The sequence below is a fragment of the Aeribacillus sp. FSL K6-2848 genome (genome assembly GCF_038004325.1).
GTDB lineage: Bacteria > Bacillota > Bacilli > Bacillales > Aeribacillaceae > Aeribacillus > Aeribacillus composti.
Genome location: NZ_JBBOQQ010000001.1, coordinates 291280 through 307583, shown reverse-complemented (window position 1 = coordinate 307583; position 16304 = coordinate 291280). Strand labels below are relative to the sequence as shown.

Here is a 16304-nt window from a genome sequence, read left to right as displayed (position 1 = left end):
AAATTCAGCACAGCTGCCGATACAAAGTTCGGTATGTGCCAACCGTCTTCAGTACGTTCTTTTAAAAAGGTTTCAAGTATTTTTGTATTTCAACGATCAGTTTTCAACGCCTTCAGTGCGTCCTCTTAAAAGCTCCCCCGTTTTTCCCTGTATTGCGACGGTAATAAACCGGTCCATTGTTTAAATAATCTGCTGAAATATTTTGCATCTTGATATCCGACATGAACAGCTATATCATAAATTTTCATTTCCGTAGCAGCCAATAATTGTTTCGCCTTTTGAATTCTCGCATTCGTTACATAATCCAGAACTGTTTCTCCTGTCTGATTTTTAAAGTATTCGCAAAAGTAGGTTGGGTTTAAATGAACATGTTCCGCAATACGTTTAATGGTAATATTTTCGCCAAGATTAGAATGAATCCATTCTTTTGCTTTAACAATTGGGTCAATTGTATTTTTCCGATAATATTCTCTCATTTTTCTAATTTTCATGATCCAGTTAATCATTTCCTGTCTCAAAACAGAAAAGGAAGCCGGTTCATCCGTAATCGAAAACGCCTCGCTAAGCAGTGTAGGAAGCTCGCTAATCCCATCATCCTGTATCCATTGGTTTATGACCCGGATGCACAAATAACGAACTGATTCTTGAAGCAAAAAAGGTGAGGTCATTTTTTTAAGCTCGTCAAAAAATGAGTTGATTGCTGTTAAAGCATTTTGCTCTTCATATTTCATTGCTTCAACCGTTTGTTCAGCCCATTTGTACACTGCCGGCGGAACATCCGTAATCTTATTATAGGTAAGGTGCTTTAAAGATTCCGTTTTAAAAAGCTTATTCCCTCCTTGAATCATCCTATATTTCATTGCCTCTCGCAGCTCGTTCTTCACATCCACTAACATTGATAAATCCACAAATGGCTGTCCTAAAGCAATCGATGCCGTAAAAGGCGTTGTCCTCTGAATGGTTGTTTTGAGCGACAAACAGCTTTGTTCAATTTTCGCTTCTTCCCCGTTATAAATAAGCACCCAATACGAATATTGGTTGTTTTTCCAAATCCAATTGCGTTCCTGCATAAACGATTTTCGAATCGATTCTTTGATGGTGACATCCCATTTCTTCCATTCATCCTTATTTTCGAAGCCGTTTCTAGAAAACGCATTATCTATACCGATATAAAGCAAGTTATACTTTCCATCTGGAAAATCACGTGTCCAGTCCAAATACGACACATCCATATTTTCAACTGCCGTTGTATCGCTTAATAATTGGATTTGCTTTTCATACGTCAATTTTGTTTGAATTTCTTCAGCCTCTTCGATTAGTCTTTTGTTTTTCTTGTCAGTTACTATAAGCTCCTCTACTTTTTGTAAGTGGGATTCAAAATTCTCTCGATCTATCGGTTTTAAAATGTAATCAATTGCCCCTTCCCGCAGCGCTGTCTGGACATATTTAAAATCATCATACCCGCTGACAATAATGGAATAAAAGTTATACCCTTTTTCTTTCAGTAGACTAATTAATTCCAATCCGTTTATAACCGGCATTTGCACATCGGTAAATATAAGATCGAAGGCGCCAATTTTTTCATGAATTTCTCTAAAAGCTTCATCTCCGTCTGAGAATACCCCGCAAATGTGCCAGTTTGGCCTAAACTTTTTAATTAGTCTTTCCAGCCCCTGTCTAATCCGCGGCTCGTCATCGACAATTACAACCTTTATCTGATCCGTGATCATTAATCACCTCCTCCTTTCAAAAGAAGCTGGTTTGCTTGATAGGCGTTTATTTTTGGTATTCGAATTTTAATCATAGTACCTTTATTTACATGACTAGTAATCGATAATCTGTAATGATCCCCAAAAATCATTGTAATTCTGGCATTTACATTGATAATTCCTATGCCGGAATCCCTTCCTAACATTGGATCAGCCATCAATCTTTCATTTAACTCTTCCAGCTTTTCCTTGGCGATTCCAGGACCGCTGTCCAAAACAGTTAAAATGAGGTCCGGATGCTCTTCACAAACTGAAATATTCACTTTTAGCTCTCTCTGTTTTTCAAGTCCGTATTTGATTGAGTTTTCAATGATTGGCTGCAGCACAAATTTAGGAATATAGTATTCTAGTAATTTCTCTTCTTTTTCAATTTCAAAGTGCAGTCGTTCTTCAAACCGGAACTTCTGTATGCGTAAATAATCTTCAATATGCTGCAGTTCATTCCGTATCGTGACTAATTTATCTTTGTTATTTAAAGAATACCGAAGCATTCTTCCAAGCAAAGTCAGCATTGTTACAACATCTTCTGTTTTTTCTTCTTCGACCGACATGCTGATTGTTTCTAATGTGTTATACATAAAATGAGGATTAATTTGAGATTGCAATGCATATAATTCGGCTGTTTTTTGTTTAAGCTCTACATTATATTTCTGCTTTATCAGCTCTCGAATTTCCATCAGCATTGAATTAAAGCTTTTAGCCAGCTGCCCGACTTCATCATTTGAATGAACAGGTATATTAATGCTTAAATCTCCTTTTTCAACTTCCTTCATCATTTTGCTTAAATTATTTAAAGGACGGGTTACATTCATTGCAAAAAATATGGAAATGGCGGTCGTTATTAAGGCAAACGCTATGAAAATGAGGATTGTCACGTTCCTTACTAAATCCGTTGTTTCTGTTAAATTTTTTATTGGCATGCTATGAGCCATCACCCACGGCAATACACTCGACTCATTTAAGCTAACCAGCAGGCGCTCGCCGTTCTTTTTTATAGTAAAGCTGCCGTTTAAAATTGGATATTTGTCAATTCTCCTATCGACTGTGCCGATTTTGGAGCGATCTGAATGATATATAATCATTCCGTCCTTCGTCATCATCCATACTTCCGCATCTTTTTCATGCAGCAAATCCTTAGCGAACTGCTCTATGAATGTTACATCTACCACAATATATATTGTTCCCAGCTTTTTTCTATTATCGAAGTCGGTGATTTCTTTTATTAGCATAAAATAGGAAGGAGACCCTTCAAAAGTTAAGTTAATTTGACTTGATAACACTACTTCCATACTTCCAACTTTGCTTAAAGAATTCAAATATGGCAACGAACCGTCATGAAAGCCAAAATTCTCATAAGGTAAAGTAGTGCTTGAAAAAACACGGTTCTTCGATATAAGGAACACTCCTAAAATATTGTCTGTGTGGTTTCGCAAGTATGTTCTTGTTAAATAGCTTTCAACAATATACTTATCTCGGAGTCTTTTAGATTGAGTAGTTTCTTCTGATTCCCGTAATATTGTCATCACATCGCTCGAATTATACACTAGATTTGGAAGCGCTTCCAATTTCCTGATTTCATTTTCGATATTATTATTCACTTGCTTTAATAATCGCGGAGTGTATTTTCCGACTTCTTTCTCGATAGAGGATGTATACTGCGAATACGCTAAAAGACCAAGCAAAGCCATTGGAATAACAGTCAGCAGAACATAGGAAATAATTAGTTTATGTGTTAAAGACAAAGATTTTCGGCTTGAATCGTTTCTTCTCTTAAAAATCATATTGATCCACATTCTCTTTTGTAAAATCGATTGGCTGTCCCATAATCACCATGTCGCCGTCAAAACTAATATTCCCTATATTCTCCACAAACTGTCCATCATACGGCAAATCCTCCAACACTAAGTTTTTGGCTAACGCAATGGTTAAATAACCGAGCTTTTGCGGACTCCATAATGTGATGGTTTGCAGCACATCCTCTTTCAAATATGGTCTTGTCATGTTCGGAGTCGATGTTCCAACAACTTTAATGTCTCCAGATTTTCCGTAATCCTTTAACGCCTGCGCAATAGCAGGCGGGTTCACTGTCGATATACCAATGATCCCTTTTAGATCATCGTATTTTTTTAATAGGTTAACTGTTAAATTGTAAGCTTTGTGAATATCTTCATTCGCATACTCCACATCGAGCAGCTCTAATTCTGGATAATATTCTTCTTGCTGCACCTTTAACCACCTAATCCAATTGTTTAAATTCGCAGCAGTCGGCGAGCCGGTCAAAATAACGTATTTCCCCCTTTCTCCCATTTCTAATGCTAAAAGATCCATAATATGTCTTCCCATTTGCTCGGCATCGACCATATTGACAAAGAAGTCACGATATTTTGCGTCTGTGTCTGCATCCCAAGTGATGACTTTTATCCCTTTTTCACGGGCCTGCTGCAGAACCGTACCCAATTTTTTCGGGTCATTTGCTGAAACAGCAATCACATCTACTTTCTGCTCTATCAGCTCATGAATAACGGCAATTTGTTCCTCTGCGGTTGCCGCAGAAGGCCCTTTATAGATGACTGTAACATTCAAATCCTTCGCTGCTTCTAAGGCTCCTTCCTTTGCTGCTAAAAAATAAGGAATATTAGCGATTTTAGGAACAAGTCCAATGACAATCTCATGTTCATGATTCCTGTTGCTTTCATGATTCATTTGTTCAGTTGGTTTATCTACATAAATAACCTCATATTCTTTTGATAAAGAGCAGGATGCCAAAAGGAACAGGAAAAAAGCAAGGGCGAAAAACTTAAACGTTTTGTTCAATTTTCTCCATACCTTTCCGAAAAGGAAATTTTTTTAAGATCGATTTGATGCTTATCGGAAACTTCCTGCTTCAAAGAAGATGCAAAATACTGTTCCATTGAATAATGGATGCCTTTCCTTTACCGTGATATTCAATAATAGAAACCCCTGTATTGTCCATTTTTATTTTGCGGTAATGCGAAAAAGGTAATCCAAACCATTGCGTTGCAGCAATACGGTTTACTGTGTTATGAGCTACAACAAGCGCATTTTTATCTGGATATGTTTTCGATACCTCTTCAAAAAAAGATTGGATCCGATTATAAACTTGACTTGCAGATTCTCCCGTTTCCCCGGCAAAACACTCTGCTGGATTCGTTAACCAATCTGTCCATGAATCCTTATGTTCTCTCTCAATCATTTGTACCGTTTTTCCTTCCCATTTCCCGAAGTCAATTTCTACAAGACGCTGATCTTCAATAACTGGCAAACCAAACTCTTTGCTTATAATTGCAGCTGTTGCCGATGCTCTTACTAGAGTTGAAGAAAAGACCGCGTGAAACTTTACGTGCTTCAGCGCTTTAGCTGCTGCTTCCGCCTGCTTAATCCCTTGCTCTGACAGTGAAACATCCGTCCTTCCGCAATATTTGTTGCCATCCCGATTCCATTCCGTTTCTCCATGGCGTAAAAGGAAAAATCTTGTCACAGCACAACTCCTCTCTTTTTAAGTGCTTGAATAAAGCGTTCATATCCTTCTTCATATTGTTCACTTATATGTTCTTCAAACATCACCTCTTTTTCTCTTTTCAGCATGTTCTCCCCGGCTTCTTGAATACTTCCAAAATATGAAGCTGCCGCAACAATCGCAGCCCCAATAGCACCGTTGCTATGCTTCATTTTAATAATAGGCTTCTTTAAGACATTGCTCCGTATAGTCAGCCATACATCACTGCTGCTTCCTCCGCCTGCTGTAAAGACAGCCCTCACTTTCTCGCTTGACAGCTTTTCAATCATCTCGTAAGCCATTCTTTCAAGATAGGCAACACCTTCTAAACGAGAAATAAAGAGCTGTTCTTTTGTCAAACCTGGTTCGTCAAAGCCTTGTATGTCAGGAAATGCAAAAGGAAAACGCTCTCCCTTTTGCCGGAGCGGATACGAAATCCACCGGCTTGGGAAATATTCATATGCTTTACTATTTAAATAAGCTAATTCATCTTTTGAATAATCAATTGAAATCCAATCTCCCCCTGTGTTGCTCGCACCGCCCGGCATCCAATATCCATCTGGATGGCGATGGTTATAAAGTATTCCCTTCTCATCTATTATTGGCTCGTATGTAATCCCTTTTATTACTAAAGTTGTGCCAATTGTCGTGTTCCAGTTTCCAGGCGATAATGAACCGGATGCGAACTGCGACGCACAACCGTCAGTCAGTCCGAGTGTAACGCTTACATTTTCCGGCAACCCTGTTTTCTCCATACATTCCTTTGACACATTCCCGGCAAAAGTCCCTGAAGGCAATACGATTGGAAGTAATTTAACAGGTATTTTTAAAGTTTTTTCAATATATTCCGGCCATTTTTCATTATTTAAATCATAGCCGCTTTTAAATGCACTCGTATAATCGGTTATTCCCCATTTTCCCGTTAATTTCCCGATAATATAGTCAGTAGGATGCGCCCATAAACATACATCCTTTGCTATTTGCGGAAAATGTTTATGGAACCAAACAATTTTCGGCAAACCATACGAGCTGGAAAATGCCGTATAATGCCCTGCTGCAAAGGCAGCCTCTCTGCAAAGCGCTGCCTCAGATGCTGACCTGCTGTCGCTGTACATTAAGGCATTGTATAGCGGTTCATATTGTTTATCAAGGGGAATTACAGTACCTGATGTGGAAGTGACAGACAAGGAAACAACTTGATTAAGAATTTTTTGCTCCTTCAAACTATTTGCTACTTGTCGAATAGATTCAGCGGTATGCTGCCACCACATAAACGGCGATTGCTCCATTCTTAACTCGTTTCCTTTCGCCAAGTTAAAAGTTACAGTACTGGCTGCATAAATAGTTCCGTTATAACCGATTGCAATTGTGCGAATGCCCTGTGTTCCAATATCAATTCCTATAAAAATTGGCTGTGATTTGTTCATTTCATCAACCTCTGCCACACATTTTTTTCTCTTTCTATTATCTACTGATGCTTCGGATGCTAAAGCTATTAAGTGAAATTGCCGAATCTAGCACTTCCTATATTTACTTTATTTTCTCCATTAGGAGTGAAGCTTTCCTTAATCCACGAAGTCTTTATAATTTTTCAGCTCTTTTAATTCACTGATCGGCTAATTTGAGCAGCAAGAGAATTCATACTCTTGCCATATTTACGACTACTGTCTCTTAGTTAATACTTCCTCCTCATATTTTTGAATTTCTTTTAACCATTCTTCTCTTACAGGAACATTCATTTTTTCACAATAATAATCCCAAATTGCACCGAAAGGATAAGTTTTAAATTCCTCCATAACCGCCAATCTTTCCGTAAAGTTTCCCTTTTCTTGCAATTGCTTTAAATATTCATGCGGCATAAGCATTGCATATAATAAAGCTTTAATCATATTACGCGTTCCAATGACCCATGCAGCAAGACGATTGATGCTGGCATCAAAGAAATCAAGTCCGATTAAAACCTTATGCAGCGCATCATTGCGCACGATTTCAAGCGCTATTTCACGCAATTCATCATCCAAAATCACGACATGGTCGCTGTCCCACCGAACCGGTCTCGATACGTGTAAAGCAAGCCTGTCGCTATAAAGCAAAATCGATGAAATTTTATTTGAGACTGTTTCAGTAGGATGAAAATGACCTGTATCTAATAAATATATTTTATTATTTTGTAAGGCGTACCCTAGATAAAATTCATGCGAGCCGACAACAAAAGACTCAGATCCTATTCCAAACAATTTGCTTTCGACTGCATCCAAATTATATTTCTCATTGATCTCTACACTAAAAATTTTATCCAATGATTCTTTTAATCGCTTCCTTGGAGTCAATCGGTCGCTTGGAATGTCCTTATAGCCGTCCGGAATCCATATATTTGTTAAGCATGGTGTTCCAAGCTCCTTGCCAAAGTACTCACCGATTTTTCGGCTCCTAATACAGTTGTTGATCCAAAATTCTCTAATTCCCGGATCAGGATGAGACAACGTCAGTCCATCTGCTGCTTTTTCATGCGAAAATAAGGTAGGATTAAAATCCAGCCCTATACCAATTTTTTTCGCCCAATTAACCCAGTTTTCAAAATGTTTCGGTTCTAACTGATCTCTTTCCACTTTTTCACCATTTGTTTCTGCATAAATGGCGTGTAGGTTGACACGATGTTTTCCTGGAATTAATGACAGCGCTTTCTCTAAATCCTGCCTTAATTCTTCAGCATTTCTTGCCTTCCCCGGATAATTTCCTGTTACATCAATCCCCCCTGAAAGCTCGCTTGCATCTGCTTCAAATCCTTTTACGTCATCACCTTGCCAGCAATGGATAGAGATTGACGCTTGCTGCAAGTTTTCTAATACTTCTTCAATATTTATTCCCCATTTTTCATAGACTTGCCTTGCTATCTCAAAAGATTCTTTTATAACCATAAATTATCCATCTCCTTTAGTAAACTAGTACTTTTTTCTAATACATTATGAATGTACCTTATGCTGTTTTTATGAACTGTTATGAAAATTTAGAAATTTTAAAGTAAACGGTTTCAATTTTCTTCACTAACTGTCGTACATTCCTTCACCTTTGGACAAATTAAATTCTTTAGCTTGATAAATGCCAGCGTCGGCGCCAAGGAAAGGGGGAAGAGTTCATGACATCTTTTATTTTCGCTTTTTGCATAAATATAAAAATATTCCAAACATACTAGTTGGTTTTTACTGTAATTTCAATTATATAATACTTTTGTTTGTTATTGAATATATTTTTTTATTTTTGTTCTTTATGTTATTTCCTGCCTCTGTCCTAATCAAAGAGGTGAACGCAACTTTAGCATCAATGTTTGAATTTTTGACAGATGCTCAGCTTATTTCGAACTTCTTTACAAAGTCTTATTTCCCGCTTTAATTGATAGAATTTTCATTATATAATGAAAATAACATTTTTTCAGGAGGGTACATAATGGAAGGATTCCGTTTTTCACACCGCCTGCGGGTGCGCTACTCAGAAATTGACGGACAAAAAATTGTCTTTAACGCCCATTACTTGACATATATTGACGTTGCGGTTATTGACTATTTTGAGGAAGTGTTTGGGCGGGATCTCGAGGAGCTTGCCCAAGAAAATATATTTGATATTGCAATGGTCAAATCAACGCTGGAATATAAAAAGCCAGCCCGTTTTAAAGATATGCTTGAGATCTGGTGCCGAACATCACGAATTGGCGGCTCTAGCCTGACAATGGAGTTTATCATCACAAAAGCGGGAGAAAAAGACCCGCTGGTTCAGGCTGAAGTGATCTATGTCAATTATGATGCCGCCGCTGGAAAATCGAGAGCGATTCCTGATTTCGTCCGTCAGCGAATTAAAGAATACGAACCGGCAGTCAGCCTATAAACGAAATACAAACGTTTAGACCTATAGCTGACTCCTTGCGCCCTTCAGACAGGGGGTCAGTTTTTATAAAACTTTATCTGGACTTTTTGGAGCATTTAATAAAATCACCCCGCCAATGATCAATACTAGACCAACTAATGTAATAATATTAAATGGGTCCCGCCATACTAGAACACCAATTAACGCTGTAAAAGCTGTCCCCAGCCCCGACCAAATCGCGTAGGCCAAGCTTAGCGGAACTGTCTTAAGACATAACGACAAACAATAAAAAGATAATCCATAACCAACTATAACACCAATGGAAGGGAAAAAACTTGTAAATCCATCTGACAATTTAAGCATTGTCGTACCAAATACTTCGCTGATAATAGAAATTCCTAATGCGATATAACCTTTCATACAATTGCCTCCTCTCTCATCGTTAATGAGAACTGCTGAGTTTCAAAACAACCACTCCACAAATGATTAGAACTAAGCCTAAACATTTTTTAAGATCAATACTTTCTTTATAAAAGATAACACCGACTAATGCAGTTAAAGCCGTACCGACGCCTGACCATATCGCATAAGCCGTACCAAGCGGTATTGCTTTTAGAGATAAAGATAAGAGATAAAAAGCTGCGCCATACCCCATTACGACTCCGATGGAAGGAAACAACTTTTTAAATCCGTTTGATACTTTCAGCATTGAACTTGCAAATACTTCACTTATGATGGCTACCGCCAAAATTACATATTCCTTCATGTGAATCCTCCTAAAACTTAACGGTCCTTCGCACTTTTGTCCTTTTTGATATAACAATTTGATAGTCTTCGAAAAATACGTTTTGACTGACCTGATAAAATCCAAACCATCGCTTACTCACAGTCATGCACGCAGACTCTCGTCTTTTCACCAGCAACCAGTACAAAATACTAGGAAAAATCATGTCCGCAACATTACGTGGAGAAGAGTTAGAAAAAGGAATTCCGGAAAGGTCCAAGGAGATTTTTACAATGGATCTAACGTCTAATCAATAAATGGATCCCCTTGAAAATGGCCACCCACACTATAAATGGTAAGTTCATCGTTTGATGAACTTGAACTTCGTAATCATACATTTCTAAAAGATTTTTTAAATATCAAAGAAATTTTTTTCGCTGTCAGAATGACCTCTTTTCCATTCGTTATCGTTTTAAATGCAAGAGTAGAGTTTATATGAAAGCTGTTCTGGCTATAAACCATTCGAAGCTCTTTAAAAATAGATTTTTTCTTATGAAGTGACAAATTTTTAATTCGTACAATTTCTTTTCCGTCTGGTTGAAGCACAACAAAGGCGTTTTGTATGAAATGTTCTTTTGTAGATATTGCCTTATTTTCTTCTTTTCCAGAAAAAAACGAATACTTTCCAATTGGAACCTCCATTTAGGATGAAGCAACACTTCTTCATCAGTCTGTATTTCACGGATACGAGTTTTCGTTAAATCCATAAATGAATCTTTAAAAATAAACGAATAAGTCATTTTTTCTCTCCATCTTTGTCAAATCCTTTATACTGCTTCCCATTATATTGAAAAAGAATTTCCTTCTATGCATATTTTATCACAGGTTTTCATCATTCTTTCTTCCTCTTATCTATCCACCTTCTCCCCCCTCACCCTTCGACTCCCATACAGCTACAAGGCTTCGAGAGAATAGAAGATATCATCAATTTTCCACAAAAGAAGAAGCCGAACATGCGCCTGGTGATCAAGTTCGACTTCTTGGACACTTTTTTAAACATGAAAATAAAGATCCGCACTGCGGTGATATCGAGCTATCGCTTCCCGTTAGCGGTACTCGGAAGCATTCGCTGGCTTACCAGCATCCTGCACTTCTCCGATATATCGCCAGGCATCTGGCTGTGAGCCATCAAGATCATAAAACCATACACTTGCGCGAGCTGACCGCTTGACACAGATTGACCGTTCCAGCGAGCAATCTTCGGATCACCGGCTAAAGTGGCCGACAAAACGCGGCGTTTCCGAGATGATGAATTGGGGTTCCTTTACAAGGGCATCACGCCAGTTTTCTTCTGTCATACCATAGTGATCAAGCATAATTTCAGAACGCATCCAACCCGGAGTCTGCTACGGCGGTGCATTGATATGGTAAAAGCTTATGGGCTAAAGACTTTGCCATACGAATGACAGACATCTTGGCAAGATCGTAGAACAGTGATAAACGGTAGTTTTTCTCGTTGTATTCTGCCGTGCCATCCGTTATCTCAACGACCAGCCCGTTCTTATTTCGGATTAACAGGGGTAATGCAAAGTGGAGCGTCAAATACTCTATCTGCAGAGGCATCAAAAGAACGTTTCATCGTTAAGGTTATTGTAGATGTACTAACCATTCTCATCACCCTTTACAAAATAATGAATTTGTTGCAAATACTTTATTTTTTTCTCCTTTTTGCTTTATTCAGCTCATGTTCAAGAACGTCAAACTGTCTGTTCCAAAAACGTTCATAAAATCGAAGCCATCTTTAGCAGTAGAAAACGATTTGGAGGTAAGACGACAAATATGCGTTCGTCCTTGCATAGTCCTTTCAAACAGGGTTGACCGTTCTAATGTTTTGATATGCTTAGCAAAGCTGCTAAAGACATATCAAAAAGGTTCCGCCAATTCCCATACTGTTCGGTCATGAGAGGCAAGTAGACGAATTATTTCTCTTCGCGTCAGATCAGTTAGGCTTGAAAGATGTTGTCTAGTAAGTATAGAACTTGAATTTATTCAACTATTAGTTTAACTATTTCTGTACAGTAATTACTTTTAAGTTCAGATGCATGATAGTAATTCTTTTTTATATCCTGCCCGTTAAAACCGGATATTTTTCTGTACAATCATGGGGCTGTCCAGAAAGTCAGATCCCCATTGAAAACAAAAAATCATAAACACCGATATATCAACGTTTCTAAAACATTAATGGGGGCGTCAATAAGCCGTAAAAACGAATTATTAGACACCCCCATCACCTATTTTGTTAAATTTCTCCTTTTTAGCAGGTGAAACGCTTATAAGAAGTGAATTCATTGTATGAGAAAAAATGGCGGATAGCATATAAGGAGAGATATAATGAAATTTTTTACAAAAGAATGGTATGACGAAATGCAGAAGGCGCACCTGCTTACAATTCCCGAGTCTGATGAAGAATGGGTGGATTTTATCAAAAGCTTTGAAGAAGACGGCGAGGATGTTTACGACTATTTGCGGCAAAATCTTGAATCTATTAAAGACGAATTATTGCAAACATTGCCGGAAACATTTCATCCCTATATTCTGGACGGCACCATTAATCAGCCGACACTGCCAAAGGAAGTGCGGGACGAACTCATCATTTGGTTTAAGGCTAAAATAGAGGAATGCGAAAAAGTGTTAGATGAAGCGAATAATCATTTTGAACATATTCGCGAAAATCTGCCGGAAGAGCTGATCAGCATTTTGGAAGATGGATTACATGACGCAGAATTACAATATATCCATCGCGATCACGATGCACTCAGATTAACGTTAAATGGGGAAGGCAGTTTCAGCAAGGGGGATGCCATCGTTATTGAGATTACTGGAATCAAAGAGGAACAATCCGAAATACCTTTAACACCAGGTATGTTTTGGCTTTATGAAGAAGGGGATCTTAATAACAAAAGCTTCATCTTAAGTGTTTTATTTGACAATCCGATGACGGAATGGAAGGTAGCTGCAAAACAATTTTCCATTACCCATTTTTATAAAACACAAATTTTTCACCACGATCAGGAATTTGAGAAGGAAAATCATAGCCGCCATAAAGCAAAAAAAGAGAGACATAGTCTTCCTTACAAACTGCCGGATCAGTATGCGTCTTTCGTGACCGCTTTACACGAAGGAGAAGCGGAGAAAATGTATTTTTTAACGGAAAAGGAAGCTATAGAAATCGACCGCTTTTTATCTCTTGAGGAATTGAAATTAGAAGGCAGCGTCATCCCGATTGCAGTTTGTACCAATGGAAATATTGTCCTTCACCTTGAAACTCAGAAAATATTTTATCTTGGTGCAAATACAGAGGAGCTAGCTGAAAACTTTGAAAAATTTTTAGAAGGACTTTATTCAAAACAGTTCGTGGATGAAATGCCCCTATTATCAGAGCCGTTACCGACGGAAGAATTGGAAAGCGCACTGTTCAGTGAAGACTTAGAGCTGATCATACGTGCATGGAACACCATTGTTCAAGAACCAGAAAAACATATACCATTAATAGAAAAAACTCTCCCATATTCTTTACAGCATGAAAATGAAGAGATACAACTAATCGGTGAAGTGTATATGGACCATATTCTTTCCTTCAACATTTTGTCTGAGCAATTCATCAATAAACTGAGAAAAAGCACTTAGGAACGAATGCTAAAAAGGCAAGGCTCTTTCTAAATGATCCTGCTCCATACCCCATCGAATGAATTTGTACAACAAACTTATGGTTCCGGGGCTCATGACCTTTTCACCGCTTCTACTAATCGAGTAGGAGGGGGTGACTAACCCCCGCCCTCTCACACCACCGTACGTACCGTTACTTCTGCCTTCACGGCTCGGCTTTCACCCTAGAGATTATTACACTCTGCCGGGCGTACAAAAATAGCAGCACAGACTTAGCCGTAGTCTATGCTGCTAATCTTAATATGTTTTATTTAAAACGGATTTGGGGTGTGCTAAAAGTACGTTTTATTTGTTGATCAGTTACTATTTATTTTAAGTAGCAAGTGTCAAGTAATCTACTAATAGACAGCGTCCCGGATTATTTCAAACTGCGGTTCAAGAAAGCTTTCGTTCGTTCAAACTTCGGGTTTGTAAAAATCTCAGTCGGAAGTCCGGATTCGATGATTTCCCCGTTGTCCATGAAAATGACTCGGTTTGCAACCTCCTTGGCGAACCCCATCTCATGTGTCACCACAATCATCGTCATGTGCTCTTCAGCCAGCTGCTTCATTACTTGCAGTACTTCGCCGGTTAACTCCGGGTCCAAGGCGGAAGTAGGTTCATCAAACAGCAGGATTTCAGGGTTCATCATAAGCGCACGAGCAATGGCGACTCTTTGTTTTTGACCGCCTGAAAGTTTTGCAGGATAAGCTGATGCCCGATCGGAGAGCCCGATTTTCTTCAGAAGTTCTGTGCTGCGTCGTTCAATTTCCGCATTTAACTCCTTCTTTACTAGCTTAGGAGCAAGTTCCAAATTTTCTTTAACCGTGAGGTGAGGAAAGAGATTGAAATGTTGGAAAACCATTCCCATCTTAGAGGTGATCCGCTTAATCTCCTGCGGTTTTGAGTAAATCCCGTCCTTCACCAAATAATCCCCGGATATACAAATGCTGCCTCCGTCAATTTCCTCAAGATGGACCAGGCTACGGAGCATTGTACTTTTACCAGAGCCAGATGGTCCGATCACAGCAATTACGTCGTTCTTGTTAACATCAAATGTTATCTGTTTTAATACATCCAACTTGCCATATGATTTTTTGAGGTTGGATACTTCAATGAGAACCACACTCACTACTCCTTTTTAATCAAATTTGAACCGTCGTTCGAGCCACTTAAAGAGAACAGTTAATAAGAGCGTCATGATCAGATAAATAATGCCTGCGATGAAGAAAGGCACGATTGTAAAATCACGGTTCACAGCAGTCTGTGCATAGTGTAATAATTCTGGTACGGCAACAGCATAGAGCAGTGCGGTATCCTTAACCAGTGTAACCGATTCGTTAGCGACGGCAGGAAGTGCGATGCGGAACATTTGTGGAAGTATGATTCGCGTCATCGTCTGCCATTTATTCAAGCCTAGGACTTGTGATGCCTCATACTGACCTTTATCAATAGCCAGCAAACCGCCGCGGAAAATCTCGGCAAAATATGCAGCATAGTTCAATATAAAACCCAAACAAGCTGCGACAAAGCGGTCTAATACCAAATAATCTCCGATCACAGGGATCATCGGCAGTCCAAAACATATAAAAAGCAGCTGAAGCAGCAATGGAGTGCCCCGCATCACATATATATAAATCTGTGTAAGCCACGATAAAGGCTTGAACCTGCTTCTTACAGCAAGTGTTAGTATGAAGCCGAGCGGAATTGACAACACAATGACGATCAAAAACAAGAGAACCGTCATCTGTGCCCCTAGCAGCATCGGCTTAATGATTGAGTTGAAATAATCTACGGACATGAAAGAATTCCTCCAAAAGCAAAACAGGGTTTCTCAAGGAAATCCAAGTTCGGTCTATTTTACTTTAATACCTTATTTTCGCCAAACCACTTTTGCGAGATTTCGGCGGCAGTGCCGTCCTCATTCAGCTCATCGAGAGCTTTTTGCAGTTTATTCAGCAGTTCCTCATTACCCTTTTTAACACCAATTCCATATTCTTCTTGTGCAAGGGATTCATCGAGCAGTTTATAAGTATCTTTTTCTTTCGACATGTAATATTTAATGACAACTTCATCAATCACTACTGCATCAACACGTTTTAGCTTTAGATCCTTCAATGCCAGAACATTGTCGGCATACTCCGTAACCGTCTTGATTTTCGATTTAATCGGATTTTTATCCAACGCATCGGCTGCAGAAGATAGAGATTGAAGACCAACCACTTTGCCTTCTAGATCATCAAGTTTAGAAATGTTTGAATCAGCAAGTGTGACCACAACTTGTGCATTTTTCATATAAGGCTTTGTAAAAAGAACCTTCTTTTTGCGCTCCTCCGTAATGGTATACCCGTTCCAAATGAGATCGATCCGTCCGCTGCTTAATTCAGATTCTTTTGTTTTCCAATCGATCGGCTGAAATTTTACCTTTGTTCCCATTTTTTCGGCAGCTGCCTTGGCGTAGTCAATGTCAAACCCTACAATTTCATTATTCTCATCCCGGAACCCCATAGGTGCAAATTTATCATCTATTCCAATTACTAGCGTTTTGTCTTTTTCCTCCGATTTGGAGCATCCTATCAGGAGCGAGAATAACGCTGCCATAGTTAGAATAAACATTGCTAATCGTTTCATACTGTAGATAACCACCTTTAATTTATTTTCATTTTGTTTTTAACCTATTGCATGTCCAAAAAATTTAAATGTCCCCCGCTACTACTCACAATTAAACCAT

The 16304-nt window shown here is 38.7% G+C and carries 14 protein-coding genes and 1 pseudogene; 3 read left to right on the top strand and 12 right to left on the bottom strand.

Translation table 11 applies throughout. The features are described from left to right. Window positions 1-125: 125 nt before the first annotated feature. The 6 genes from NSS70_RS01580 to rhaA all read right to left on the bottom strand — a co-directional run bounded on the left by NSS70_RS01580 (window position 126) and on the right by rhaA (window position 8204). Window positions 126-1730 (bottom strand): response regulator transcription factor, encoded by a 1605-nt coding sequence (locus NSS70_RS01580; protein ID WP_340880828.1) that lies wholly within the window; start codon window positions 1728-1730, stop codon window positions 126-128. Next, window positions 1730-3550 (bottom strand): sensor histidine kinase, encoded by a 1821-nt coding sequence (locus NSS70_RS01575; protein WP_066250437.1) that lies wholly within the window; start codon window positions 3548-3550, stop codon window positions 1730-1732. Before NSS70_RS01575 ends, NSS70_RS01580 begins: the two co-directional genes overlap by 1 nt. Further along, window positions 3540-4583: an autoinducer 2 ABC transporter substrate-binding protein gene (locus tag NSS70_RS01570; RefSeq protein WP_063386509.1), complete on the bottom strand. Its 1044-nt coding sequence runs from the start codon at window positions 4581-4583 to the stop codon at window positions 3540-3542. Before NSS70_RS01570 ends, NSS70_RS01575 begins: the two co-directional genes overlap by 11 nt. A 70-nt stretch (window positions 4584-4653) precedes the next feature. Continuing rightward, on the bottom strand, window positions 4654-5268 hold the full coding sequence (locus NSS70_RS01565) for a histidine phosphatase family protein (protein ID WP_066250433.1): 615 nt from the start codon (window positions 5266-5268) through the stop codon (window positions 4654-4656). Beyond that, a complete protein-coding gene (locus NSS70_RS01560; protein ID WP_340880825.1) occupies window positions 5265-6731 on the bottom strand; it encodes an FGGY-family carbohydrate kinase in 1467 nt (488 codons plus the stop codon). Before NSS70_RS01560 ends, NSS70_RS01565 begins: the two co-directional genes overlap by 4 nt. A gap of 216 nt (window positions 6732-6947) precedes the next feature. Then, a complete protein-coding gene (gene rhaA / locus NSS70_RS01555) occupies window positions 6948-8204 on the bottom strand; it encodes an L-rhamnose isomerase (protein ID WP_340880823.1) in 1257 nt (418 codons plus the stop codon). 526 nt (window positions 8205-8730) lie between these two features. On the opposite strand from rhaA, the gene NSS70_RS01550 reads away from it, so the two are divergent. Further along, entirely contained in the window at window positions 8731-9165 is a 435-nt protein-coding gene (locus tag NSS70_RS01550; RefSeq protein WP_066250427.1) for an acyl-CoA thioesterase, read from the top strand. A gap of 63 nt (window positions 9166-9228) precedes the next feature. Here the strand turns inward: NSS70_RS01550 and NSS70_RS01545 are convergent, their stop codons facing one another. After that, entirely contained in the window at window positions 9229-9564 is a 336-nt protein-coding gene (locus NSS70_RS01545; protein ID WP_066250425.1) for a DMT family transporter, read from the bottom strand. 22 nt (window positions 9565-9586) lie between these two features. Then, entirely contained in the window at window positions 9587-9910 is a 324-nt protein-coding gene (locus NSS70_RS01540) for a DMT family transporter (RefSeq protein ID WP_066250422.1), read from the bottom strand. 971 nt (window positions 9911-10881) lie between these two features. On the opposite strand from NSS70_RS01540, the gene NSS70_RS01535 reads away from it, so the two are divergent. Then, window positions 10882-11052 carry a hypothetical protein gene (locus NSS70_RS01535; protein ID WP_340882595.1) on the top strand — a complete coding sequence of 57 codons (171 nt, stop codon included), beginning with the start codon at window positions 10882-10884 and terminating at the stop codon, window positions 11050-11052. Here NSS70_RS01535 and NSS70_RS01530 read toward each other — a convergent pair. After that, window positions 10975-11467 (bottom strand): annotated as a pseudogene (locus tag NSS70_RS01530) (short-chain dehydrogenase); the annotation flags it as partial. The gene NSS70_RS01535 and the pseudogene NSS70_RS01530 sit on opposite strands and share 78 nt — an antisense overlap. Window positions 11468-12259: 792 nt before the next feature. On the opposite strand from NSS70_RS01530, the gene NSS70_RS01525 reads away from it, so the two are divergent. Further along, window positions 12260-13555 carry a DUF4085 family protein gene (locus NSS70_RS01525; protein WP_340880821.1) on the top strand — a complete coding sequence of 432 codons (1296 nt, stop codon included), beginning with the start codon at window positions 12260-12262 and terminating at the stop codon, window positions 13553-13555. Window positions 13556-13952: 397 nt separating this feature from the next. Here the strand turns inward: NSS70_RS01525 and NSS70_RS01520 are convergent, their stop codons facing one another. The 3 genes from NSS70_RS01520 to NSS70_RS01510 are packed head-to-tail and all read right to left on the bottom strand — an operon-like array spanning window position 13953 to window position 16204. Further along, on the bottom strand, window positions 13953-14699 hold the full coding sequence (locus NSS70_RS01520; protein WP_063386500.1) for an amino acid ABC transporter ATP-binding protein: 747 nt from the start codon (window positions 14697-14699) through the stop codon (window positions 13953-13955). A 15-nt stretch (window positions 14700-14714) separates the two neighbouring features. Continuing rightward, window positions 14715-15374: an amino acid ABC transporter permease gene (locus NSS70_RS01515; protein WP_063386499.1), complete on the bottom strand. Its 660-nt coding sequence runs from the start codon at window positions 15372-15374 to the stop codon at window positions 14715-14717. Window positions 15375-15433: 59 nt separating this feature from the next. After that, window positions 15434-16204 (bottom strand): amino acid ABC transporter substrate-binding protein, encoded by a 771-nt coding sequence (locus NSS70_RS01510; protein WP_063386498.1) that lies wholly within the window; start codon window positions 16202-16204, stop codon window positions 15434-15436. Window positions 16205-16304 lie beyond the last annotated feature (100 nt).